Raw genomic sequence first — 24,599 nt, forward strand, 5'->3', positions numbered from 1 at the left:
CGCGGGGCTAGAGCTGTCCGGCGAACTCGGCGATCGCCCGCCGGATCGCCGCACCCATGGCGGGGCTGCCGGTGTGCCCGGAATCATCGATGACCCGCAATTCCGCCTCGGGCCATGCCTGGGCCAGCTGCCAGGCGGTGTACAGCGGGGCACTCAGGTCGAGTCGGCCGTGGATCAGCACGCCGGGAATGCCCGTCAGCCGGTGCACGTCGCGCAGCAACTGCCCGTCCTCCAGCCAGGCCGCGTTGGCGAAGTAGTGCGTGCAGATCCGGACGAACGCCATACGCGCGGCATCCGGTTTCGCGCTGTATTGCCCGGGGCTGCCGAGGTTTTCGTGCGCGATCACGGCGTCCTCCCATGCGCACCACCGCCGCGCCGCCGACTCGCGGGTGGCGGCGTCGGGACTTTCCACCAGCCGCCGGTAGGCCTCGACGAGATCGCCGTAGCGGTCGGCGAGCGGGACGCCGGTGCGGAAGGTCTCCCACTGCTCGGGCAGCAGCCGCGCCACGTCGCGGTAGAGCCAGTCGATCTCCTCTTGCCGGGTCATGGTGACGCCGGCCAGCACGATCTCGCCGACTCGTTCGGGAAAGCGCTGCGCGTAGGCGAGGATCAGCGTCGCCCCCCAGGACCCGCCGTAGAGCAGCCACCGGTCGATCCCGAGGTGTTCGCGCAGCCGTTCCATGTCCGCGATCAGGTGATGCGTGGTGTTGTGCGCGAGCTCGACCGCGGGGTCGGAGGCGTGCGGCAGACTCTCCCCGCAGCCGCGTTGATCGAACAGGACGATCCGGTAGGCCGCCGGGTCGAAGCTCTTCCGCGCTCCGCGCCGTCCACCGCCGCCCGGGCCGCCGTGCACCACCAGCGCGGGTTTGCCATTCGGGTTACCGCTGGTCTCCCAGTAGATCCGTTGGCCGTTTCCGACGTCGAGCAGCCCGTGGGCGTACGGCTCGACATCGGGAAAGGGCTGCGGCGCATCGGATCGCGGCTCAGGCGTGGACACGACCGATCACGCTACCGCCGAGCGTGGATCGCCGCCCGGCGTCGGAAAATCGCCGAGGAGAGCTTCCGCAAGGGCACGCGCCGCGAGCGATCCGTCCCATGGCCCATGCAACTCGCTCAGGCAGGCTGCGTCGCGGGGTCCGGCTTCGGGACGGTGACCCGCTCGCGCGTGCGCAGCGAAGCCCACAGTGCGGCGGTGGCGGCGGTGCACGCCGCGGCCCCGCCCACGTGCACGACGACCAGCGCCGCGGGGACGTCGGTGAAGTACTGCACGACGCCGACCAGCGCCTGCGAGCACACCAGGGCGAGCAGCACGAACAGCCGGGTGCGCACGGCGGGAGCGATGCCGACCGCGAACAGGCCGAACGTCAGGCCGACCAGCAGTGCGACATACCCGACGAGTAGCTGCGAGTGCAGATGCACCAGGGTGACGATCTCGACCTGCAACCGCTCGACCTGACGCTCGATGCTCTTGTCGCCCGCGTGCGGACCCGCCGCGGTCACCAGGGTGCCCGCGATCAGGACTGCGCTGAGCGCGACCCCGGCGAGCGCGGTGAGCCAGCGCAGCGGCGCGGGGGCGCGCACGGCCTCGATGCCGTCGTCGGGCTCGCCGATCTTCGCGTACAGCACCATCGCGAGCCACACCATCACCATGGACGCGAGCAGGTGGGTCGCCACGGTCCACCACAGCAGTCCGGTGCGCACGGTGATGCCGCCGATGATCGCCTGCACGACGGTGCCGCCGGGCATCAGCCACGCGTACACCAGCACCTCGCGGCGGCGGCGCGCCCTGGTCACCGCCAGCACGACCGCGGCGGCGCACAGGGTGACCAGGAAGGTGAGCAGCCGGTTGGAGAACTCGACCGCCTGATGGATCGCGGGAACCTCCGATACCGCGACCGGGGTGAAGCTGCCGGGGAAGCACTGCGGCCAGGTCGGGCAGCCCAGACCGGACGCGGTGACCCGCACGACGGCGCCGGTCACCGAGATGCCCGCTTGCGAGAGGACGACCGCGAGCGCGATCAGGCGCTGCGCTCGCAGCGAGGGCAGTGGCAGCTTGTCGACGAGTCGCAAGAACGCGCGATACAGCACGTCGAAAATGGTAGCCGGGCCGGATCCGGCGGCTTCACCCGGTCTACTACATTTCGTCGTTGAGACTCAGTGGAAGCGGAACAGGCGAGTGGCCGCCACGCCCGACACCACGCCCCATACGGTGAGAACGGCGATCCCGAACCAGTCGACACCGGTGTCCATCGCGGTTTCCAGCGCTTCGGCCAGCGCGCCGGACGGCACCAGCCGGGCGAGCACGCTCACCACGGCGGGCAGGTCGTCGGCGGCGAACACGATGCTGGCGACGCCGAGCATGACGAACCACAGGATGTTGGCCAGCGCGAGGACGACCTCGGCTTTCAGGGTGCCGCCCAGCAGCAGGCCCATCGCCGCGAAGGTCGCGGTGCCGAGCGCGATCACCGCCGCGCCCAGCAGCAGCCCGACGGGTTGCGGTCGCCATCCCAGTGCGAAGCCGATGAGGCCGAGCAGGACGGCTTGCAGAACGACCACGATGAGCACGGCCGCGCTCTTGCCCGCGATGACGCCCCAGCGCGGCAGCGCCGTCGCGCCGAGCCGCTTGAGCGCGCCGTAGCGGCGGTCGAAGCCGACGGCGATGGCCTGACCGGTGAACGCGGTGGACATGACGGCCACCATCATCACCGCGGGCACGATCTTGTCCACCCGGTGCGCGCCGAGATCACCGAACGGCAGCAGGCTCAGGCCGACCAGCAGGGTGATCGGAATGAACATGGTCAGTAGGAGTTGTTCGCCGTTGCGCAGCAACAGGATCAGCTCGAGCCTGGTCTGCGCGAACAGCATCGCGGCGCGGCTGCTCGGGCGCGGGCCGGGGGCGAAGGTGCCCGGCGTGAATCGGTTGGCGGTCGCGTCGTGCTCGCTCATCCGCGCAGGTCCCGTCCGGTCAGTTCGAGGAAGACGTCTTCGAGGCGGCGCTGATCGATCCGGATGTCGGTGGCCAGCACGTTCATTCGCGCGCACCACGCGGTGACGGTCGCGAGCACCTGCGGATTGATCTCGCCCTCCACCAGATAGGTGCCGGGGGTGGTCTCCCGGGGCGCGAACCCTTCGGGCAGGGCGTTCGCCAGCAGTTCCAGGTCCAGTTTGGGCGGCGCGCTGAACCGCAGCTGCCCGGCCGCTCCGTGCGCGGTGACCTCGGCGGGGGTGCCGGAGGCGACGATGCGGCCGTGGTCGATGATCACCAGTTGGTCGGCGAGTTGCTCGGCCTCGTCCATCATGTGCGTGGTCAGCACGACGGTTACCCCGTCGCGGCGCAGGGCGTCGATCAGCTCCCAGACGATCAGCCGGGCCTGGGCGTCCAGGCCCGCGGTCGGTTCGTCCAGGAACACGATCTCCGGTTTGCCCACCAGCGCGCAGGCGAGGGCGAGCCGCTGCTGCTGGCCGCCGGAGAGGCGGCGGTAGGGGGTGCGGCGGTTGTCCTGGAGGCCGAGCGTGCGCAGCAGCCAGTCCGGGTCGAGCGGATCCGCCGAGTAGGCGGCCACCAAGTCGAGCATTTCCCCCGCGCGCGCACCGGGATACGCGCCGCCGCCTTGCAGCATGACGCCGATGCGAGGGCGCAGCCGTTCGGAATCGGCGACGGGGTCCAGGCCGAGCACGCGCACCGTGCCCGCGTCCGGCGTGGCGAATCCCTCGCACATCTCCACCGTCGTGGTCTTGCCCGCGCCGTTCGGGCCGAGCAGCGCGAGCACCCGTGCCGGTTCGACCTCGAACGTCAGTCCGTCCACGGCCGTGGTCTCGCCGTACCGCTTGACGACGGCGTCGACGCTGACGGCCGGTCCGGAAGTCGTGGTCACGACTCAGCCTCGCGGGCGCTCGGTTTCGGCGCACCCGGTGATGCTGTGTAGATGGCTCCCTCGCCACGCTCGGTCACGATGTCACACCGTAGGAGGTGGGCACCTGTGACGGAGCCGACACCCCCGTCTGCCCGCGCCAGGGCAGCGAGTTGCGCGTGATCACGATGAACAGCACCCCGACGATCACGGTGGCGATCGCGGCGCCCACGATCTGGAACACCTCCAGATCGGCGCCGCGCGGCATCAGGATGACGCTCACGATCGCCGAGAACGCCACCGCCGGAACCCGGAACACCGGCCGGGTCGCCCAAGCCGCCATCGGCACGATCGCCCACAGCAGGTACCAGGGTTGCACCACCGGGAACAGCAGCACGATCGCACCGAGCGCCACGCCCAGCGCGCCGACCGGATGCAGCCGCCCGGTGCCGGTGGCGACCAGCATCCGGACGGTGAAGAAGCCCGCGACCAGCGCCGCGATCGGGCGGGTGATGCTCAGCAGCGCGGTGGTGTGATCGCCGAGTCCGAGCAGCACACCGCCGAACCCGGTGATGATGCCGAGCACGGTCGGCAGCGACATCCAGCTGCGCACCACGCTCGCGGTGTTCAGCGTGTAGATCCAGCCGAATCCGAGCCCGCTCACCGAACTGATGAAAAGCGTTGTGCCGATGGCGATCGCGCCGAGCATGGCCGCGGCGATGGCGACCGTGCGCAGCGAGGCGCCCCAGCGCCGCGCCAGCGCCATCCCGACGAACCCGAGCACGATGATCGAGGTGAACTTGATCGATGACGACAGCGTGATGATGATCGCCCCGCTGATCAGCCACGCGTAGGCCCGGCCGTCGAACGGGTGGGTGTCCTCGATGGCGCGCAGACAGAACTCCAGGCCCGCCAGCATCAGGCCGAGCATCAGCGCGTCGTTGTGCACGCCGCCGACCAGATGGAACAGCACCAGCGGGTTGGCCGCGCCGAGCCACAGCGCGCTCACCGGTGCGACGCCGCAGCGCACGGAGAGCCGGGGCAGCGCCCAGACGATCAGCGCGACGCCGCCGAGCGCGAGGATCCGGTGCACCCACACGCCCGCGATGATGTTGTCACCGGTGAGTTCGGCGATGCCACGGCCGATCCAGAGGAACAGCGGACCGTAGGGCGCGGGGGTGTCGCGCCAGATGGTCGGCACGTTGTTGGTGAGGACGTTGTCGATCCCGAGTCCCGCGACCGGGCCTTCCTGATACGGGTCGATGCCGCGCGCGGCGATCTCGCTCTGTGCCAGATAGGAGTAGACGTCGTTGCTGAACAGCGGGGGAGCGACGCTGAGCGGGATCAGCCACAGCAACAGCGTGCGGTCAAGCTGCGAGCGGGTCAGCCGGTGGATCGGGGAGCCGCCGATGCCGCCGATCGCGAATCGGCCCAGCAGCAGCCAGGCCAGCACGACCACGACGGTGCCGGTCATGCACATGGCCAGCGAGCCGGTATGGGCGCGGGCGAAGATGCCCAGCACGCGGACGCCGGAGGTCGGGTTCTGGTGCACCGGCTGCGCGCCGATGCCGAGCGCGCTGATCGCCATCAGCACCGTGCCTGTCGCGCCCATCAGGCGGATCCGGTCGAGCTGCGCCAGCTCCTTGCGGTCGAGACCGGGCACCTCCGACTCGTCGCTGTGCAGCACCGCGATGGTGTGATCGGCCGCGGGCACGTCGAGTCCGAGTGCCCGGCGCCCGACCGCCAGTGTCCTGCGCCGCGCGCCGTCCAGTACCGCCACGCAACGCAGCCTAGTTGGTGCGCACCCCGGTCTGTCGGGTCGATGTCAGCGGGGACGGGGAGTGTTGCCGGTGGGGTTATCGTCGGTTCGTCCCAGCCATTCCGACAGCAGGGCGCGTTCGGCGTCGGAGAGCATCGGCAATTCCGGTGCGGCGGCTCGTAGTGCGGCCGCGGTGGCGTCGCCGGCGGAAAGTGGTGGGACGTCGGTCAGGATCGCGTGGGTCACCGCCTCGTACATCGCGTCGGCAAGCCCGAGGTCGCGGTCTTGTGGCGGGACGGACAACAGGGCAAGGGCGGCCCCGGTCCCGGCGGCGTGGACGAGTTCGACGGCGCGGCGCTCGCCTACCCGGAGCCGGCCGGCCGCCGCGACGCGATGCACCCGGGCGCGCAACACCTGCAGCCCGGCGGCCGCGGCGGGTGAGGCGGTCCCGCGGTGGGGGTCGGTGAGCATCGAGAAGACCGCCGGATTGGTCAGTGCGAAGTCGATGTGCATGTCCCATCCGGCGCGAAGATCGGCCACCGGGTCGCCCTGCTCGTCGGCGCGGGCCTTGCCCGCCACGTAGGTCGTGAAGACGTGCTCGGCGACGGCATCGAGCAACGCGTCCTTGTCGTCGAAGAACCGGTAGATGGTCGGTGCCTGCATGCCCGCCGCGTGCGCGACCGCGCGGGTGGTGACGGCGTGCGGGCCCTGTTCGCGTAACAGCCGCCCAGCCACCTCGACGATGCGCTCCCTGGTCTCGTGCCTGCTCGCGCTGCTCGACCTCGACTCTGCCATGCGGCCATCCTAATCGGTGCTAATATCGGCGTTGATAACAGTGATATTATCAATGTTCAGGAGTGCGGATGATCATCGTTACCGGAGGCACGGGACTGCTCGGCTCTCAGATCGTCGATCGGCTGCTGGAGCGGGTACCAGCCGCTCGGGTCGGCGTCAGCGTCCGCGATATCGACCGGGCGGGTGAGTTGGCCGCCCGCGGTGTGCGGGTGCGGCGCGGCGACTTCACCGACCCGTCATCCCTGGCCGAGGCATTCGAAGGCGCAAACCAAGTGCTGATCGTCTCGGCGAACCTGACCGGGGAGGCGGCCGTCGCCGCGCACGTCGCGGCGATCGACGCCGCACGCGCGGCCGGGGTCGGACGCATCCTCTACACCAGCCATCAGGCCGCCGCCGATGATTCGGTGTTCTCGCCCATGCCGGATCACGCCGCGACCGAGCGCTACCTGGCGGCCACGGGCATACCGTTCACCGCACTGCGCAACGGGTTCTACGCAGGCACGGTCCCGCTCTTGCTGGGCTCGGCGCTGGACACCGGTGAACTGATCGCACCGGCCGATGGCCCCGTCTCTTGGACCGCCCATGCCGACCTCGCCGAAGCGGCGGCGATCATCCTCGCCGACGAGGACCGGTTCGACGGGCCGACCCCGCCCCTGACCGCCCCGGAGGCCCTCGACCTCGCCGACATCGCCGCCATTCTCACCGAACAGAGCGGACGAACGATCCGCCGCGTCATCGCGGAGGACTCCGAATGGGCCGCTTCCCTGGTCGCTCACGGAGTCCCGGAGGAGCGGGCCGCCATGCTCCTCGGCATGTTCCGGGCCGCCCGCCGCGGGGAGTTCGCCACTACCACCGGCCACCTCGAAAGCCTGCTCCAGCGTCCCGCCGTACCGGTCAGTTCGATTCTGTCGGCGGCCACTCCTCGCTGAGCACGGCCTACGCATGCCTGGACCGCGGACGATCAATCGCACTCCTCGGTGACAAGGCGCTGTAGGCACCCGCCGAATGTGCGGCATCGCGGGGAGTTCCGGATTCCGCGGCCTGGTTCGAGCGACGATCCCGTACCGCGAACGGACCCCGGTCGTTCTGTCCGGACTTGCTCCGCTCGCGGGGCACAATCGACAGATGGTTTCGGAGTCCAGGCGGCGGATCGAGGTGGCCGCGTCCGGGCTGCTGGCGCGGCACGGGTATCACGGGTTCGGTCTGAAGGCGTTGAGCGAGGCGGCCGAACTGCCGTATGGCTCGATCTATCACCACTTTCCGGGGGGTAAGGAGGAGATCGCGGTCGCGGCGATCACCGGGACCGGTGTGCTGACCGGCCGGATGATCCGGCAGGCGCCCACCGATGTGTTCGCCACCTTGGCCACGCTGTTCGAATTCATGGTCGGCAAGCTCGCGGACTCGGAGTGGACCGACGGATGCCCGGTCGGGACGCCCGCGCTGGACGGTGGCAGTGACGTCGAGGCGGTGCGCTCGGCCTGTGTGCACGCCTTCGAGGCGATGGAGCAGGCCTTCGCAGGACTGCTCGCCGAACTGGGGCTCGGCGGCGAGGAGGCGGCAGAGCTGGCCACGACGGTGGTCGCCGCCTATGAGGGCGCCACGATTCTGGCCCGGATCCGGCAGACGGACGCCCCGCTACGCACGGTGGCGAAGTCGATGGAGCGGCTGATCCGGGCGACGTTCGCGGCGGAGGGGATCGGCGGTCCGGTGCCCGCGCCGCGCCGAGCGGCGGCCACCGGCGAGTCCGGCGCCGCCGCGCGTCCCGGAAAATTTCCGGAAACTCCTGCGCAGGAAGGCGATACGGCATGGAACGCTTGACTAGAAAGAACGTTCTAGCGACACTCGGACGATGAAGCGTCTGATGCTGACCGGTCCTGGTGCGATGCGCTGGGAAGAACATCCCGAACCCGTGCTGAGCGGGCCCGGCCAGGCGCTGGTGCGGCCCGTCGCGCTGGCCACCTGTGACATCGACCCGGCCGTTCTGCGCGGAGCCTTCCCGCTGCCCGGTCCGTATCCGTTCGGGCACGAGGGAGTGGCGGAAGTCGTCGAGATCGGGCCGGAGGTACGCGGCGTCGCCGTCGGCGACCTGGTGGTGGTGCCGTTCCAGATCTCCTGCGGCGCGTGCCGGGCGTGCGCACGCGGGCGGACCGGCAACTGCGTGAGCCATCCGCGGCTGTCGTCGTTCGGCCTCGGCGCCATGGGCGGGCTGGACTGGGGCGGGCTGTGGGCCGACCTGGCGCTGGTGCCGCACGCGGACGCCATGCTGGTGCGGCTGCCCTCCGGCGTCGACCCGGCCGCGGTGGCCAGCGCGAGCGACAACATCCCGGACGCCTATCGCTCGGTCGGCCCGCAGCTGGCCGACGACCCCGCCGCCGAAGTGCTGGTCATCGGCGGCCCTGCCGCGCCGTCGATCGGTCTGTACGCCGCCGGGCTCGCCGTCGCCCTCGGCTCCGCCCGGGTGGTCTATCTCGACGACTCCGGCCGACGACTGGACATCGCGAAGTCGCTCGGCGCGGAGGCGATCGAAGGGCCCCGCGACGCGCGGGTGGGGCGGTTCCCGATCGTCGTGGAGGCGGCGGGCGGGGCGAAAGCGTTGCGCGGGGCGATCGACGCGACGGCGTACGACGGCTGGTGCACGAGCGTCAGCGTCCAGACGCAGGACGTCGCGCTGCCGCTCTTCGGCATGTACACCCGCTGCTGCACCTTGCGCACCGGCCGCGCGCACGTGCGCCCGGTCATTCCCGAGGTCCTCGATCTCGTGGCGGCCGGTCGCTTCGATCCGTCGCTGGTCACCACGGCGACGGTCCCGTGGGAGGACTCGATGGAGGCGCTGCTGGAGACGCCGATGAAACTGGTGGCCGTGCGCTGAACGTCTGTGACGAATCGCACTGCGGACCGTCGCGACCCGGTGTCCGGTGGCGACGATCACTTCGCGGAGGCGGCCGCGGCGGTTCCGAGTTCGCGCGAACTCGCGCCGACCGGTTCGATCAGCGTTTTCTCTACGCAGGTCAGGCGGGAAAGACGGCTTCCGGCCCAGCGCCGCGCCGGTGGACACCTGTCCGGATGATCGGGACGTGACCCACCGCCGGACCGGAATCCCCGCAGGTCGATCGCACCGCTGACGCAGGGCACCCTTATTAGATTTCCGGAAGGAATTCCGCCACACTGATGTTGTGAAAACCGTGGGTTTGCGGAGGAACGACGAAGGGACTGGTCGCCGGACCGGTGCCGGGTCGGTTGCTGCGCCCGCGGCGGTCGGCGGCGAAGGGCATACCCGAGCGGCCATCGTCCAGCTCCTGCTGGAGGAAGGACCGATCACCGCCACTGCCATCGGGAACAGGCTCGGCCTCGCCCCGGCGGGCGTGCGCAGGCACTTGGACGCCTTGATCGACTCCGGCCGAGCGCGGGCGACTCGATCGGCGCCCTGGCAGCAGAAGGGCCGGGGCCGCCCGGCCAAGCAGTACCAACTCACCGCGGCCGGACGAGGCGACCTCGGCCACGCCTACGACGATCTGGCGGGGGCCGCGATCCGGCAGCTCGGGGAGATCGGCGGCGACCAGGCCATCACCGAGTTCGCCCGCAAACGAGCACGCACTATCGTGGCCGGGATCGAACCGGTCGGTGAGCACACCACCGAACAAACCGAGGCCAAGGCCGAGGAGATCGCCGAGGCGTTCACCGACGCCGGGTTCGCCGCCACCACCCGCAAGGTGGGCGCGGGCGTGCAGATCTGCCAGCACCACTGCCCCGTGGCACACGTCGCCGAGGAGTTCCCTCAGCTGTGCGCGGCGGAGCTCGAGGCGTTCCGGGAGCTACTCGGCACGCACGTGCAGCGGCTGGCCACGATCGCCAACGGCGACTGCGCGTGCACCACGCACGTGCCGCTGCTGGTCCTGCCCGCCGCCCGGACCGGAACTTCAGCACCAACCGCTGCACAGCCCGCAGCGGTACGAACGAACGACTCCGGAAGGAGTGCCGAATGACGACGACCACCGACCAGGTGCAACCGCTCACCCAGGAAGAGGCCATCGCCTCGCTGGGCAAATACGGTTACGGCTGGGCCGATTCGGATGTGGCCGGCGCCAGCGCGCAACGAGGCCTGTCCGACGCGGTTGTCCGCGACATCTCGGCGAAGAAGAGCGAGCCCGAGTGGATGCTCGAGCAGCGGCTCAAGGCGCTGCGCATCTTCGATCGCAAGCCGATGCCGCTGTGGGGCTCCAACCTCGATGGCATCGATTTCGACAACATCAAGTACTTCGTGCGCTCCACCGAGAAGCAGGCCGCGTCCTGGGACGAGCTGCCCGAGGACATCAAGAACACCTACGACAAGCTGGGCATCCCCGAGGCGGAGAAGCAGCGGCTGGTCTCCGGTGTCGCCGCGCAGTACGAGTCCGAGGTCGTCTACCACCAGATCCGTGAGGACCTGGAGCAGCAGGGCGTCATCTTCCTCGACACCGACACGGCGTTGAAGGAGCACCCGGAGATCTTCCGGCAGTACTTCGGCACCGTGATCCCCGCGGGCGACAACAAGTTCTCCGCGCTGAACACCGCCGTCTGGTCGGGTGGGTCGTTCATCTACGTGCCGCCGGGCGTGCACGTCGACATCCCGCTGCAGGCCTATTTCCGGATCAACACCGAGAACATGGGCCAGTTCGAGCGCACCCTGATCATCGTCGACGAGGGCGCCTACGTGCACTACGTCGAGGGTTGCACCGCGCCGATCTACAAGTCCGATTCGCTGCACTCCGCGGTGGTGGAGATCATCGTGAAGAAGGGCGGCCGCTGCCGCTACACCACCATCCAGAACTGGTCGAACAACGTCTACAACCTGGTCACCAAGCGGGCCAAGGCCGAGGCGGGCGCGACCATGGAGTGGATCGACGGCAATATCGGTTCCAAGGTCACCATGAAGTACCCGGCGGTCTGGATGACCGGCGAGTACGCCAAGGGCGAGGTGCTCTCGGTGGCGTTCGCCGGCGAGGGCCAGCACCAGGACACCGGTGCGAAGATGCTCCATCTCGCGCCGCACACCTCCTCGACCATCGTGTCGAAGTCGGTGGCACGCGGCGGCGGCCGGGCCTCCTACCGTGGCCTGGTCCAGGTGAACAAGGGCGCGCACGGCTCGAAGTCGACGGTGAAGTGCGACGCGCTGCTGGTCGACACGATCAGCCGCTCGGACACCTACCCCTACGTCGACATCCGTGAGGACGACGTGACCATGGGCCACGAGGCGACCGTCTCGAAGGTCTCCGAGGACCAGTTGTTCTACCTGATGAGCCGCGGCCTCACCGAGGACGAGGCGATGGCGATGGTGGTGCGCGGCTTCGTCGAGCCGATCGCCAAGGAACTGCCGATGGAGTACGCGCTCGAACTGAACCGCCTCATCGAACTGCAAATGGAAGGAGCCGTCGGCTGATGGCCGTGGAGAACATTGCCGAAGCCGCCGAAGCTCGCACCCCCGCGGTCAACAAGGGCGAAGTCTTCACCTCGTTCGACGTCAACGCCTTCGAGGTGCCTTCCGCCAAAGACGAGGCGTGGCGGTTCACGCCGCTGCGCCGCCTGCGCGGATTGCAGGACGGCACCGCCGTTCGCGACGGCCACGCGACCGTCGAGGTCGCGGCGGCGGAGGGTGTGACCGTGGAGACCGTCGACCGCGCCGACACCCGGCTCGGCGCGGGCGGCGTGCCGTCCGATCGCGTTGCCGCGCAGGCCTACTCGGGCTTCGAGCAGGCCACCGTGGTGTCGGTCGGCAAGGAGATCGAGGTCGCCGAGCCGGTGATCGTCACGATCACCGGTCCCGGTGAGGGCAAGACCGCCTACGGCCACCTGCAGATCCGCCTGGAACCCTTCGCCAAGGCCACCGTGGTCATCGACCAGCGGGGCAGCGGAACCTACGCGGAGAACATCGAATTCGTGCTCGGCGATTCGGCCAAGCTGACCGTGGTCGCGGTGCAGGACTGGGCCGACGACGCGGTGCACGCCACCGCGCACCACGCCAAACTCGGCCGCGACGCCACCCTGCGGCACATCTCGGTCACCCTCGGCGGCGACCTGGTGCGCCTGACCGGCAACGTCCGCTACGACGGCCCCGGCGGTGACGCCGAACTCCTCGGCCTGTACTTCGCCGACGCGGGCCAGCATTTCGAGCAGCGCCTGCTGGTCGACCACGCGGTGCCGAACTGCAAGTCGAACGTGCTGTACAAAGGTGCGCTGCAAGGCGATCCGCACTCGTCGAAGGGCGACGCCCGCACGGTGTGGGTGGGCGATGTGCTCATCCGTGCCGCCGCCGAGGGCACCGACACCTTCGAGGTGAACCGCAACCTGGTGCTCACCGACGGCGCCCGCGCGGACTCGGTGCCGAACCTGGAGATCGAGACCGGCGAGATCGTCGGCGCCGGACACGCGTCCGCGACCGGCAGGTTCGACGACGAGCAGCTGTTCTACCTGCGCGCCCGCGGCATCCCGGAGGACGCCGCCCGCCGCCTGGTGGTGCGCGGTTTCTTCCACGAGATCATCCAGAAGATCGCGGTGCCCGAGGTCCGGGAGCGGCTGGAGGCGGCCATCGAGGCCGAACTCGCCGCCATCGGCGCCTGATCGACAAACCCCATACCTGGCAAAGGAATTCGAATTCGATGACCACCCTGGAAATCAAGGACCTGCACGTCGAGGTCGCCAACCTCGACGAGTCCGGCGAGCCCATCAAGATCCTCAAGGGCGTGAACCTCACGGTGAAGTCCGGTGAGACGCACGCCATCATGGGCCCGAACGGCTCCGGCAAGTCCACGCTGTCCTACGCGATCGCCGGTCACCCGAAGTACACCGTGACCTCCGGCTCGATCACCCTCGACGGCGAGGATGTGCTGGCGATGTCGGTGGACGAGCGCGCGCGTGCGGGCCTGTTCCTCGCCATGCAGTACCCGGTGGAGGTTCCCGGCGTCTCGATGTCGAACTTCCTGCGCACCGCCGCCACCGCCGTGCGCGGCGAGGCGCCGAAGCTGCGGCACTGGGTCAAGGAGGTGAAGGAGTCGATGAGCGAACTGGAGATCGACGCCGCCTTCGCCGAGCGCAGCGTGAACGAGGGCTTCTCCGGCGGTGAGAAGAAGCGCCACGAGATCCTCCAGCTGGGTCTGCTCAAGCCGAAGATCGCCATCCTGGACGAGACCGACTCCGGCCTGGACGTCGACGCGCTGCGCATCGTCTCCGAGGGCGTCAACCGCTACAAGGAGCGCGAGAACGGCGGTGTCCTGCTGATCACGCACTACACCCGCATCCTGCGCTACATCCAGCCGGAGTTCGTGCACGTGTTCGTCGGCGGCCGCATCGTCGCCGAGGGCGGCGCCGAACTCGCCGAGGAACTCGACGCCAACGGCTACGTTCGTTTCACTCAGACTGCAACCGCTGGAGCCTGACATGACCGCTACGGTCCGCACCCTCGACGTCGCCCGCATCCGGGCCGACTTCCCGATCCTGAACCGCACGGTCCGGGACGGGAAACCGTTGGTGTACCTGGACTCCGGCGCGACCGCGCAGCGGCCGATCGAGGTGCTCGAAGCCGAACGTGAGTTCCTGATCACCAGCAACTCCGCGGTGCACCGCGGGGCGCACCAGCTGGCCGAGGAGGCGACCGACGCCTACGAGGGCGCGCGGGCCGACATCGCGCGGTTCGTCGGCGTGGACGTGGGCGAGATCGTCTTCACCAAGAACGCCACCGAGTCGCTGAACCTGGTGACCTACGCGCTGGCCGACGACCGGTTCCCGCACCACGTGGGTCCCGGCGACGAGATCGTCATCACCGAGCTGGAGCACCACGCGAATCTGGTGCCCTGGCAGGAACTGGCCCGCCGCACCGGCGCCACGCTGAAGTGGTACGGCGTGACCGAGGACGGCCGGATCGACCTGGACTCGCTGGAACTGTCGCCCGCCACCAAGGTGGTCGCGTTCACCCACCAGTCCAACGTCACCGGCGCGGTGGCGCCGGTCGAGGAGCTGGTGCGCCGTGCGAAGGCGGTGGGCGCGCTGGTCGTGCTCGATGCCTGCCAGTCGGTGCCGCACATGCCGGTGGACTTCCGCACGCTCGGCGTGGATTTCGCCGCGTTCTCCGGGCACAAGATGCTCGGTCCCTCCGGCGTCGGCGTGCTCTTCGGCCGCCGTGCGCTGCTCGAGGAGATGCCGCCGTTCATCACCGGCGGGTCCATGATCGAGACGGTCTTCATGGACCACAGCACCTACGCTCCGCCGCCGCAGCGGTTCGAGGCCGGAGTGCCGATGACCTCGCAGGTGGTCGGGTTGGGCGCGGCCGTGCGATATCTCGAACGCATCGGCATGGACGCCGTCGCGGCGCACGAGCACACGCTCGTCGGCGCGGCGCTGGAAGGGCTGGCCGGGATCGACGGCGTGCGCGTCATCGGACCCACCGAGAACGTCGACCGCGGCGGTGCCGTTGCGTTCGTCGTAGACGGCATCCACGCGCACGACGTCGGGCAGATCCTGGACGACGAGGGCGTCGCGATCCGGGTGGGCCACCATTGCGCGTGGCCACTGCACCGGCGTTTCGGCGTCGCCGCCACCGCGCGTGCCTCGTTCGCGGTCTACAACACCGTCGCCGAGGTGGACGCGCTGGTCGCCGCCGTGCGGAAGGCCCAGAGCTTCTTCGGAGTTGCATAAGACATGCGCATGGAGCAGATGTACCAGGAAGTGATCCTGGACCACTACAAGCACCCGCACCACCGGGGGCTGCGCGAGCCGTTCGGGGCCGAGGTACACCACGTGAACCCGACCTGCGGCGACGAGGTGACGCTGCGCGTGCAGCTCGGCGACGACGGTGACATCGCCGACGTCTCCTACGACGGGCAGGGCTGCTCGATCAGCCAGGCCGCCACCTCGATCCTCACCGACCAGGTCATCGGGCTGCCGGTGCAACAGGCGCTGAAGGTGGTCGACTCCTACAGTGAGATGATCTCCAGCCGCGGCACCATCGAGGGCGACGAGGACGTGATCGGCGACGGCATCGCCTTGGCGGGAGTCTCGAAGTACCCCGCGCGGGTGAAGTGCGCGCTGCTCGGGTGGATGGCGTTCAAGGACGCCGTCCTCAGGATCGGCCCCGAGCAGCCCACCGGCGCCGCGGAGAGAACTGACCGTCCGATGCGAAACGGGGAAGCGTCATGACTGACACACCGGTTACCGACACGACCGAGCAGGCCGCGCCTGCTGCCGAACTGTCCGAGCTGTCCGCGGAGGACATCAAGTTGCTCGAGGACATCGAAGAGGCGATGCGTGACGTCGTCGACCCGGAACTGGGCATCAACGTCGTCGATCTCGGCCTGGTCTACGGGTTGCGCGTCGAGGAGGACAACATCGCGATCCTCGACATGACGCTGACCTCGGCGGCCTGCCCGCTGACCGACGTCATCGAAGACCAGTCCCGCAACGCGCTGGTGCGCAGCGGTCTGGTGGAAGACCTGAAGATCAACTGGGTCTGGATGCCGCCGTGGGGTCCGGACAAGATCACCGAGGACGGCCGCGAGCAGCTGCGCGCCCTCGGGTTCACGGTGTAATCGCCAGGACTGGTAGCAGCCGCCGAGCAGCGCCCCGACAGGGTGCTCCGGCGGCTGAGTCGTATCCGCCGCGCGGGGCTTCGCCTGTGCCGCACACCCGCCCATGGTGGGAAGCCCGCACTTCGACAAACCACCTGTGCCCGACGATGATCTGAGCGCTGAGTCGTCCGAAACGGGGAGGATCATCACATGTCGCTGCCGCACAAGGCTGCCCTTGGGCTCGCGGCGGTCTCGGCCGCCACCTGCGCCGTCGTCGGCGCACCGGCGGGTGAAGCGCGCGCGGCGACCTACTATGGAGCGCTGGCGCTTTCGCCCAGTACCGGTGCCGTCGTTTCGGCGGTGGACTACGCGAGCGCCGCCGCCGCCGACACCGCGGCCCGCGCCCAATGCGGTGTGACCGACTGCCAGACGGTCGTGCAGTTCTGGAATGCCTGCGGGTCGGTCGTGCGCGGCGCCGACGGGAAGCACGGATGGGCATGGGGTCCCACCCGCGCCGAAGCCGAACGCCGGGCCATCGAGGTCCTCGGTCCCAGCGCTCCGCCCTTCCCGAGTCTCGGCAGCGCGATCCCTCGGCCCGCGGCCGTCCGCCTGACCGCTTGCACGTCGACAGCCGGATAGCTCACCGGCGCAGACTTTTTCGGACCGGGTAACGGCCGAAAGCTTGGTTCGCCCATTCGCGAGGATCAGCATCGCGACAAGCGTGACCTGCGAGTCGAAGCGCTGATAGCCGTGGACGGGGTAGAGGCCGAGGCAGCCGAAGGCGTGTCGCGTCGCCGGGCATTCGGCTGGGTGTCGGCTCGGCCGCGCAGCGGTCAGGCGGGGGGCGCAGTCGGCGGGTAGTGGGAGCGCCTGCCGGTGATCCGGTCGCGGATCTTGTCCACGCCCGCCGACACCATGCCCAGGGTCTTCAGATAGCCGGGGCGCGATGGGGTGCCGGGATGCGGCCTGGTTGGGGCCATGGCCTTGGCCGCGGCCATCTTCCGCCCCAATTCGTTCGACGTCTCGGGCGGTATCGCGTCCGCGAAAGCGGGCCAGACCTCGGATTGCTCGAACTCGATATGTGCCCGGGCAGCGGGAATGAACCGGGTGAGCGCTTCCTCGAATTCGGAGCTGCCCGCGTGCGAATTCTTCAACTGCTGAAGCAGCTTCTTGGCCCCGTCCTCCTGGCCGATCGCCCGATCGGCGAGCTCGTCGCCATCCGGTACCGTCCGCCGGACTTCCGGCCAGAAGAACTGCTCCTCGATCGCCTCGTGCTGTGATTCCGCGATCACCAGAGTGGTCACCAGATCACCTCGAGCGCGAACTTCCGCCTCGCCGCTGCCTCGCCCACGTTCGAGGGACTCGAGAATTCCGAGTACGCCTTCGTGGTCGGTGCGCAGGAATGTCAATGCGTCCACAGCGTTCCTCCTTCTGACTGCCGGGCCGGACGACCGCCGCTGTAGCAGCTGACAGCCGTTTCGTCCCTCGAAGCCTTCGCATCAGGGGCTCACTTCCTACAACGGTCGGCTACCCGGTTCCGCTGCGTTCATACCCCGCCGGTAGAGCGCCCGAAAGCGACGGACGAACCGTGCCATCGGCCGTCCTTCGCGGGCCGAGGCCCGGGCTCACGGTTTCGGATCACTCTGGGCGGGAATCGCGTCGGGGAGCTGACGCCGAGGAGGTCTTCGTGCCGGATGGGAACACAGCGGGCCCGCAGCGGGTCGTGATCGTCGGAAGCGGGTTCGCGGGGTTCACCTGTGCCCAAAAGCTTTGCCGCACAGTGGCGAAAGCGAAACGGGACGTCGAAATCGTCCTCGTCACACCCAATGACTACCTGCTCTATACGCCCTTGCTTCCGGATGTGGCGGGTGGACTGATCGATCCCCGGTTCGTCGCCATCTCGCTGGCCGATTCGCTGCCACGGGTCCGGCTCGTGGTCGCGAAGGCTCGGTCGGTCGATCTGCAGAACAAGACGATCACGGTGGCCGGCGAGCATCATCCGCCGCAGCAGCTGTCCTGGGATCGGCTGGTGCTCACGCCCGGGTCGGTCACCCGCCTGTTCGACATCCCGGGCCTGGCGGAGCACGCGCGCGGGCTCAAGACCGTCGCCGAAGCGCTGTACCTGCGCGAGCAGTTGCTGCGCCAGCTCGAGCTCGCCGACGACGAAGAGGACCCCGATGTGCGGCGGGCGCGCCGCACCGTGGTCGTGGTGGGGGCGTCCTACGCGGGCACCGAACTGATCGCGCAGTTGCGCGCCCTCGCCGACGCCTACGCCGCACGACGCGGCTTCGACCCCGCCGAAGTGCGTTTCCTTCTGCTCGACACGGCCCCGAGGGTGATGCCGGAGGTCGGCGAGCGGCTCAGCGACAAGGTGCTGCAGGTACTGCGGAAACGAGGCATCGAGATCCGGCTGGAGACCTCCCTGTCGAAACTCGACGAGAACTCGGTCGTGCTCACCGACGGAACGGTCGTCCCGACCCACACGGTCGCCTGGGTGACGGGCGTGACCGGCGCGCCGGTGCTCGGCACGCTCGGCCTGCCGCTGGAGAAGGGCCGCCTGGTCGTGGACGCGAAGCTGGGCGTGCCCGGCCATCCGGACGTGTTCGCGGGCGGTGACGCGGCCGCGGTGCCGGATCTGACCAAGCCCGGCCGGATCACTCCGCCCACGGCCCAGCACGCCACGCGGCAGGGCAAGGCGCTTGCCAGGAACGTCGCCGCCAGCCTGGGTATCGGCACGGCCGCCGACTACAAGCACCGCGACCTGGGACTGGTCGTCGACCTCGGGCCGCGCTTCGCGGTCGCGAACCCGATGGGCCTGCGCCTGTCCGGTTTGCCCGCGAAGGCGGTGACCCGTGCCTATCACACCTTCGCCGTGCCGAGAGCGGTCAACCGCTGGGCGATCACGGTCTCCTACCTGACCATCGCGGTGACACCGCGGCCCCTCGCCTTGCTCGGACTGGTCAGCCACGAAGAAGCGAGCTTCGGCAGCAGTGAGGGCATCACCGGGCCTTCATGAGCAGCAGGAGGGGGCTTACTGCCCTGCCCGCCCGTCGCGCGTTGCTCGGAGCAAACGCGTGCGCGAGACCGCGCACAGCGGAGATGATGCGGAGGTGGACGAGGTGACGTACCGGCGATCGCGAGCCGGGTTGCACGCGGTCGCGGAGTCGTTGATCGCCGGGCCGCAGTTCCGAAAGTTCGGCACCATCCGGTTGGGGGTCGTGCGGGGAGGCTTCGGGGGAGTGCGGTGGCCGGTATCCGTGGTCGGGGACGAGCTGGTGTGGCCGGAAGGGCGTGCCAGGCTGGCGGGGACCCTTCGGGAGGTTGCCAGGGCCGCGGGTTTCGAACCCGGGCCACCGGAAGGGGTGTACGCGGCCACCGCGGGCGTCGATCCCGATGCGTCGATCGAGGTCGATCCCTCGGCAGCCGGGCTGATCGAAGACTGGCTGGCGCTGGGTGACAAGGCGTTGCGCTGCCTGGCGCCCGATGTGACACCGGTGCTGTGGCCGGAGCATTTCGACCTGGCGAGCACGATCGATGAGGTGAACTACGGGATCTCGCCGGGAGACGACGCCCATCCCGGCCCGTACGCCTATATCGGACCGTGGACCCCGCGAACCGGCGATTTCTGGAACGCGCCGTTCGGCGCACTCAGGCCACGCGGCGCGGTGAACACCGTCGCGGCACTGCTGGAGTTCTTCGAAGAAGGCCGGCGGCGCGCGGCGCGGGACTGACTCGGCCCGTCGGTCGCGGCCTCGCTCCGAGCCTCAGGCGCCTTTGCGAGCAGGAGCCTTTTTGGCCGCCTTCTTCGCGGGCGTCTTCTTCGCCGCGCTCTTGGCGGCAGTGCTCTTCGACGCACTGCTCTTGCCCGCGCTGCCCTTGGCTCCGGCGCTCTTGGCCGCGGCCTTCTTCGCGGTCTTCTTCGGCTCGGCCTCTGCTCCGTCGCCGCCGGCCGTCCGGCGTCCACTGGCCTCCAGGCTGCGCTGCAGCGCGGCGACCAGATCGACCACCTCGGCGTCCATTCCGGCCGGCGCGAGCTCCGGCTGCTCGGGCACCTTACCGGTGCCGCTGGCGATCGCCTCGTCGAGCAGGCGCTTCAGTTCGATCTGATACTCGTCGGTGAACTGCTCTTGATCGAAGTCGTCGGACATCGCCTCGACGAGCGTCTCGGCCATCTTGATCTCCTGCGGGCGCGGGTCGGCGACCCCGTCGAGGGATTCGAAGTCGACGGAGCGGACCTCATCGGGCCACAGCAGCGTCTGCAGTACCAGAATGCCGTCGCGCACGCGCAGCGCGGCCAGCCTGGTCTTCTGCCGCAGCGTGAAGTTCACCAGGGCGGTGCGTTCGACCTTCTCCAGCGTCCGCGCCAGCAGGACATAGGCCTTCGGCGTGCTGGAGTCCGGTTCCAGGTAATAACTCTTCTCGAACAGGATCGGGTCGATCTGCTCGGACGGCACGAACTGCAGCACCGGGATCTCGTGCTTCTCCGCCACGGGCAGTTTCGCGAAGTCCTCGTCGCTCAGGACGACCTTGTCGCCGTCCGGGGACTCGTAGGCCTTGTCGATCTCGGTGTACTGGACGGATTGGCCGCATACGGTGCAGACGCGGTCGTACTTGATCCGGCCTCCATCCTTGGCGTGCACCTGATGGAATCGGATGTCGTGGTCCTCGGTGGCGGTGTACACCTTCACCGGAACATTCACCAGCCCGAATGCGATCGAGCCCTTCCAGATCGATCTCATGTTCCCATCATGGCCGAAGCCCTTCGACCTCGCGAGCGAACCGGAAACCGAGTGTCGCAACCGCGACACGCCGACGTAGCCGACCCGGCAGAGCCGCGAAGAGCGAACTCATCGCCGTGACCGTGCCCGCCAGGTCCGTGCGGCCGGACAGATACGCGCGCTGTGCGGCCGGGGGCAGCGTGAAGAACGTGTCGAAGAACAGCGGGAGGTCCTCCGGCGGCAGCGCGAGCAGCGCCCGTAGACCGGCGCTGCGCAACCGGTGGACGACGCGCGCCGTGGCCGGCCACACGTTCTGCCCCGCCGCCATCGCGTCGGCCGCAGCCAGCGTGGCGCCGACGCTGTAGCCGGTCGCCGGGTGCAGGAAGCCGCCCGCCGCCCCGAATCCGCGCGGCCCAGGACGGCCTCCCTCGACGGGAAACCGGACGTGCTCCACGGGCTCCTCACCGGTGAGACGGACGCCCCGCGCGCCGAGCCGGTGGCGCAAACGGGCACGCAGTTGCGCGCCCGTCAACGCGGGGCGGCCGGCCAGGCAGGTTTCCTCGAGCAGCATTCGCTCGTCGTCCAGCGGGACGGCGTAGAGGAACGAAGGCGGCGTGCCGGGGGCGGCGCCGTTGTCCGGCCGCCAGTCCATGAACAGCGGGTCGAGACCAGCGCAGCGTCCCGCGTCCACGATGAGGCCGTAGGCGGTCTGCTCGGCTCGGGCGGGGGAGCGGGCGAGTCCGCGCGCGTCGATCACTCTGCCGCCGGTGATTGTCGCGCCGGAGGCCGAGGTGACGCGTTCGGGAGCGATGTCGACCGCGCGATCGGCGACGACGTGTGCATCGGACAGGTGCAGCGAGGTCTGCAATCGCTCGGTGTCCAGCACGACGTACGGGCGGTCCAGCCGGTGGGCGCGCGTTCCCCAGGCCAGCGGCTGGGACACCGTCGCCGCGACGACCTCCGGCGCCAGCCAATCCGGCAGTTCGTCGGCCCACGCCGCGTACGTGGCGGTCCACCTGCGCTCCGGCGCGGGATCCAGCACGGTGACCGTGAGCCCGCGCGCTACGGCGCGGTATGCGAGGGCACGACCGGCGGGGCCGAGGCCGCACACGACCAAGTCGGGCCTCACTTCCCGGCCGTTCGGATTCGCGGGGCTGCGATGCGATGCATGGTCCGAGCCTCTCATCCGCTCGCTCGACAAGGGTGCGGCCACCGCGTCGGCCGTGAGTCGGGATCGCGAGGCGGAATTCTTCGCGAACACCGCCGCGGCGATCCGGCTGCGCAGCCCGCGTGTGCAACCGTGACCGGCCCGGATCGACCGCCGAAACGTGGTGGCGGCTGAGCGAGAATCACTAGCCGAGGTGTGGGCACGGGTACCCGCGAGCGCGACGGCCTTTCCGGTCGTGGGAGCCGGGCGGAGGCGGCGCAGCGCACAGCAGCGACTCCCGCCGACGGAATGTGTTCGCGCTCACCGTAGTTTGTCGCACGTTGCTAGGATGCCGGGGCGCTGGCGCACGCACCCGGCCCCGGTGCCGAGTGCGCGGTGTCGGCGCACCGGTGCGCCGCGGATGGCGCGCCGGCAGGTTGCCGACCGGCGACCGCTGCAGCTCGCAGAGCGAAAGCGGTTCGACCGGAACGAGTTAGGGGTAGACGCAGTGTTCGAACTGACCAGGCGGCGCAGCCGGTGGATCCTCGCCGTGTTCGTGGTGCTCGCACTGGCGATGGGCACGCTGAGCGCGACGCTGTTCGACAAGGTGCAGGGCGGCGGGTACATCGACCCCGGCAGCGAGTCGAGCCGGGCGACCGCGGTGCTGCGCGATACCTTCGGCCAGGCCACCCCGAATTTCGTGCTGCTGGTGCAGACTCGCCGTTCGGTGGACGACGACGCCGCGGCCACCGCGGCGACCAACCTCGTCACCGAGCTGAAGTCGGTGTCCGGCGTCGCGGGCGTCACGTCGTACTGGACCGACAAATCGCCCGCGCTGCGCAGCACCGACGGCACCAAGGGGCTGATCGTGGCCAGCATCCTGGGCGAGGAGGCCGAGGTCGACCAGCGGGTGGGTGACCTCGCCGACCGGTTCGGCGGCGCACACGGCCCGCTCGACGTGCGGGTCGGCGGCTACGCGATGCTGCTGCACGAGACGGTGCAGCAGAGTGAGAAAGACGTCGTGCTCGGTGAATCGATCGCTTTCCCGATCACGCTGATCGCACTGCTGCTGGTGTTCGGCGGTCTGGTCGCGGCCAGCCTGCCGCTGGTGGTCGCGATGATCACGGTGATGATCACCATGGGCGCGCTGTGGCTGATCGCGAGCGTCACCGACCTCGCGGCGACCGCGACCAACGTCGCCACGCTGCTGGGGCTCGGTCTGGCGATCGACTACAGCCTGCTGATGATCAGCCGCTACCGTGACGAACTGGTGGCCGGTCAGCAGCCCGGTGCCGCGGTGGCCGCGACCATGCGCTCGGCCGGCCGGACCGTCTTGTTCTCGGCCGTCACCGTCGCCGTCGCCTTGTCGGGCCTGCTGTTCTTCCCCTTGCTGGCCGTGCGGTCGATGGGTTACGCGGGTCTGGCCGTCGCGGTGATCGCCGCGACGGTGTCGCTGACCGTGCTGCCCGCGATCCTGTTCCTGCTCGGCGCCAAGATCGACAGCGGCCAGTTGTGGTGGTTCCTGCGCGCCGCCCGTCCCGCGCCCGGCGAGGGAGCCTGGCACCGCCTGGCGCGGTTCGTGATGATGCGACCCGTGCCCATCGGGCTCGCGGTGACCGCCCTGCTGCTCGTGCTGGGCGCGCCGTTCCTCGGTGTGCAGCTCGGCTTCCCCGACGAACGCTCCCTGCCGGAGTCGATGAACAACCGGCAGGTCACCGAGATCATCCAGCGGGACTTCGCCGCCACCGAACAGAACGGGCTGTTCGCGGTGCTGCCCGAAAGCGCCTACAGCGCCGCCGGATTGGACGCTTACGCCCGGGAGCTGTCGGAGATCGAGAACGTCCGCCGGGTCGACACCGCCACCGGCAGCTACAGCCACGGCGGTCTGCTCGCCGCGCCCACCGCCGCCCACGAGGGTTTCCGCGCCGAGAACGCCGCCTATCTCGCGGTGATCCCGGACACCACCGACCCCACGGTGCTCGACCGGATCGCCGACGACGTGCGCGCGACGCCCGCCGCCTCGGAGGTACTGGTCGGCGGCGTTGCCGCGGCCAACGCGGACGCGATCGGCGCGGTGGTTTCGGCGCTGCCGTACGCGCTGGCCTTCGTCGTGCTGATCATGGTGGTGGTGCTGTTCCTGCTGACCGGAAGCGTCGTGCTGCCGCTGCTGGCGGTGGTGCTCAGCTTCCTGAGCCTGACGGCCACCTTCGGTGCGCTGGTCTGGATCTTCCAGGACGGGCACCTGTCGGGTCTGCTCGGATTCACCGTCACCGGCGATCTGCCGCCCACGGTTCCGGTCATGCTGTTCGGCGTGGCGTTCGGCCTCGCCATGGATTACCAGGTGTTCCTGCTGGCGCGCATCCGGGAGGAATACCAGCGCACCAGGTCCAACGCGCTGGCCGTCACTTCCGGACTGGAGCGGATCGGCCGGATCGTCACCGCTGCCGCAGTGCTGATCTCGCTGGTCTTCCTCGGTTTCCTCGCCTCCGACATCACCTTCATGAAGGCGTTCGGCATCGGCCTTCCGCTGGCCGTCCTGGTAGACGCGACCCTGGTGCGCGGCTTCCTGCTGCCCGCCGCGATGGAACTGCTCGGCCACTGGAACTGGTACGCGCCCGGCCCGCTGGGCAAACTGCACCGGCGGTTCGGCATCGAAGAGGGGCCTGCCGCCGCGGCGGTCGCGGGACGGGAGGACTGGCTCCAGCCCGCGCGGCTCTGAGCCACGGCGACCGTATGAGCCCGATCGGGTAAGGTCTCTCCGGCAGCGCCGGGGAGGCCCACACGGGGTGGGACGGC

At 69.5% G+C, this 24,599-nt stretch carries 23 protein-coding genes; 14 read left to right on the top strand and 9 right to left on the bottom strand.

Annotated elements, in window-relative coordinates:
• Positions 1-7 precede the first annotated feature (7 nt).
• The 6 genes from pip to ABZ420_RS29290 all read right to left on the bottom strand — a co-directional run bounded on the left by pip (position 8) and on the right by ABZ420_RS29290 (position 6,405).
• Positions 8-997: a prolyl aminopeptidase gene (pip, locus tag ABZ420_RS29265; protein WP_357129302.1), complete on the bottom strand. Its 990-nt coding sequence runs from the start codon at positions 995-997 to the stop codon at positions 8-10.
• 116 nt (positions 998-1,113) lie between these two features.
• Entirely contained in the window at positions 1,114-2,088 is a 975-nt protein-coding gene (locus ABZ420_RS29270) for a heme A synthase (RefSeq protein ID WP_357129305.1), read from the bottom strand.
• A gap of 66 nt (positions 2,089-2,154) precedes the next feature.
• Positions 2,155-2,946, bottom strand: coding sequence for an ABC transporter permease (locus ABZ420_RS29275; RefSeq protein ID WP_357129308.1), 792 nt, complete (start codon positions 2,944-2,946; stop codon positions 2,155-2,157).
• Positions 2,943-3,875 carry an ABC transporter ATP-binding protein gene (locus ABZ420_RS29280; protein WP_062974856.1) on the bottom strand — a complete coding sequence of 311 codons (933 nt, stop codon included), beginning with the start codon at positions 3,873-3,875 and terminating at the stop codon, positions 2,943-2,945. The genes ABZ420_RS29275 and ABZ420_RS29280 overlap by 4 nt, the downstream gene beginning before the upstream one ends.
• Positions 3,876-3,948: 73 nt before the next feature.
• Positions 3,949-5,631 carry a polyprenol phosphomannose-dependent alpha 1,6 mannosyltransferase MptB gene (gene mptB, locus ABZ420_RS29285; RefSeq protein ID WP_357129311.1) on the bottom strand — a complete coding sequence of 561 codons (1,683 nt, stop codon included), beginning with the start codon at positions 5,629-5,631 and terminating at the stop codon, positions 3,949-3,951.
• Positions 5,632-5,676: 45 nt separating this feature from the next.
• Positions 5,677-6,405, bottom strand: coding sequence for a TetR/AcrR family transcriptional regulator (locus ABZ420_RS29290; protein WP_357129314.1), 729 nt, complete (start codon positions 6,403-6,405; stop codon positions 5,677-5,679).
• 68 nt (positions 6,406-6,473) lie between these two features.
• Here ABZ420_RS29290 and ABZ420_RS29295 point away from each other — a divergent pair, with 68 nt between their 5' ends.
• From ABZ420_RS29295 to ABZ420_RS29345, 11 genes are all read left to right on the top strand, one after another.
• Positions 6,474-7,334, top strand: a complete 861-nt coding sequence (locus tag ABZ420_RS29295) for an NmrA family NAD(P)-binding protein (protein ID WP_357129317.1) — start codon at positions 6,474-6,476, stop codon at positions 7,332-7,334.
• Between the two features lie 196 nt (positions 7,335-7,530).
• Positions 7,531-8,223: a TetR/AcrR family transcriptional regulator gene (locus tag ABZ420_RS29300; protein WP_357129320.1), complete on the top strand. Its 693-nt coding sequence runs from the start codon at positions 7,531-7,533 to the stop codon at positions 8,221-8,223.
• 31 nt (positions 8,224-8,254) lie between these two features.
• Entirely contained in the window at positions 8,255-9,274 is a 1,020-nt protein-coding gene (locus tag ABZ420_RS29305) for an alcohol dehydrogenase catalytic domain-containing protein (RefSeq protein WP_357129323.1), read from the top strand.
• Between the two features lie 313 nt (positions 9,275-9,587).
• On the top strand, positions 9,588-10,388 hold the full coding sequence (locus ABZ420_RS29310; RefSeq protein WP_357129404.1) for a metalloregulator ArsR/SmtB family transcription factor: 801 nt from the start codon (positions 9,588-9,590) through the stop codon (positions 10,386-10,388).
• A complete protein-coding gene (gene sufB, locus ABZ420_RS29315; RefSeq protein ID WP_357129326.1) occupies positions 10,385-11,821 on the top strand; it encodes a Fe-S cluster assembly protein SufB in 1,437 nt (478 codons plus the stop codon). The genes ABZ420_RS29310 and sufB overlap by 4 nt, the downstream gene beginning before the upstream one ends.
• Positions 11,821-12,999: a Fe-S cluster assembly protein SufD gene (gene sufD / locus ABZ420_RS29320; RefSeq protein WP_357129329.1), complete on the top strand. Its 1,179-nt coding sequence runs from the start codon at positions 11,821-11,823 to the stop codon at positions 12,997-12,999. Before sufB ends, sufD begins: the two co-directional genes overlap by 1 nt.
• A 38-nt stretch (positions 13,000-13,037) precedes the next feature.
• Positions 13,038-13,814, top strand: a complete 777-nt coding sequence (gene sufC, locus ABZ420_RS29325; protein ID WP_357129332.1) for a Fe-S cluster assembly ATPase SufC — start codon at positions 13,038-13,040, stop codon at positions 13,812-13,814.
• Between the two features lies 1 nt (position 13,815).
• Complete coding sequence (locus ABZ420_RS29330) at positions 13,816-15,069, top strand: cysteine desulfurase (protein WP_357129335.1); 1,254 nt, start codon at positions 13,816-13,818, stop codon at positions 15,067-15,069.
• A gap of 3 nt (positions 15,070-15,072) precedes the next feature.
• Positions 15,073-15,570 (top strand): Fe-S cluster assembly sulfur transfer protein SufU, encoded by a 498-nt coding sequence (sufU, locus tag ABZ420_RS29335; protein WP_357129337.1) that lies wholly within the window; start codon positions 15,073-15,075, stop codon positions 15,568-15,570.
• The gene (locus ABZ420_RS29340; protein ID WP_357129340.1) at positions 15,567-15,959 is read left to right on the top strand and encodes a metal-sulfur cluster assembly factor; all 393 of its coding nucleotides are present in this window, start codon (positions 15,567-15,569) and stop codon (positions 15,957-15,959) included. Before sufU ends, ABZ420_RS29340 begins: the two co-directional genes overlap by 4 nt.
• Positions 15,960-16,148: 189 nt before the next feature.
• Positions 16,149-16,577: a DUF4189 domain-containing protein gene (locus ABZ420_RS29345; protein ID WP_357129343.1), complete on the top strand. Its 429-nt coding sequence runs from the start codon at positions 16,149-16,151 to the stop codon at positions 16,575-16,577.
• Between the two features lie 194 nt (positions 16,578-16,771).
• Here ABZ420_RS29345 and ABZ420_RS29350 read toward each other — a convergent pair whose 3' ends face one another.
• On the bottom strand, positions 16,772-17,356 hold the full coding sequence (locus ABZ420_RS29350; RefSeq protein ID WP_357129346.1) for a hemerythrin domain-containing protein: 585 nt from the start codon (positions 17,354-17,356) through the stop codon (positions 16,772-16,774).
• A gap of 305 nt (positions 17,357-17,661) precedes the next feature.
• On the opposite strand from ABZ420_RS29350, the gene ABZ420_RS29355 reads away from it, so the two are divergent.
• Both ABZ420_RS29355 and ABZ420_RS29360 read left to right on the top strand, forming a co-directional pair.
• The gene (locus ABZ420_RS29355; RefSeq protein ID WP_357129407.1) at positions 17,662-18,954 is read left to right on the top strand and encodes an FAD-dependent oxidoreductase; all 1,293 of its coding nucleotides are present in this window, start codon (positions 17,662-17,664) and stop codon (positions 18,952-18,954) included.
• A gap of 94 nt (positions 18,955-19,048) precedes the next feature.
• Positions 19,049-19,669 (top strand): hypothetical protein, encoded by a 621-nt coding sequence (locus tag ABZ420_RS29360; protein ID WP_357129349.1) that lies wholly within the window; start codon positions 19,049-19,051, stop codon positions 19,667-19,669.
• A 33-nt stretch (positions 19,670-19,702) separates the two neighbouring features.
• On the opposite strand, the gene ABZ420_RS29365 is transcribed toward ABZ420_RS29360, so the two are convergent.
• Positions 19,703-20,677 (bottom strand): Ku protein, encoded by a 975-nt coding sequence (locus ABZ420_RS29365; protein ID WP_357129352.1) that lies wholly within the window; start codon positions 20,675-20,677, stop codon positions 19,703-19,705.
• A gap of 7 nt (positions 20,678-20,684) precedes the next feature.
• Positions 20,685-21,785, bottom strand: a complete 1,101-nt coding sequence (locus ABZ420_RS29370; protein WP_357129355.1) for a lycopene cyclase family protein — start codon at positions 21,783-21,785, stop codon at positions 20,685-20,687.
• Positions 21,786-22,311: 526 nt separating this feature from the next.
• Here ABZ420_RS29370 and ABZ420_RS29375 point away from each other — a divergent pair.
• A complete protein-coding gene (locus ABZ420_RS29375; RefSeq protein WP_357129358.1) occupies positions 22,312-24,522 on the top strand; it encodes an MMPL family transporter in 2,211 nt (736 codons plus the stop codon).
• The last annotated feature ends 77 nt before the right edge of the window (positions 24,523-24,599 follow it).

Source organism: Nocardia sp. NPDC005745, assembly GCF_040630775.1.
Taxonomy (GTDB): domain Bacteria; phylum Actinomycetota; class Actinomycetes; order Mycobacteriales; family Mycobacteriaceae; genus Nocardia.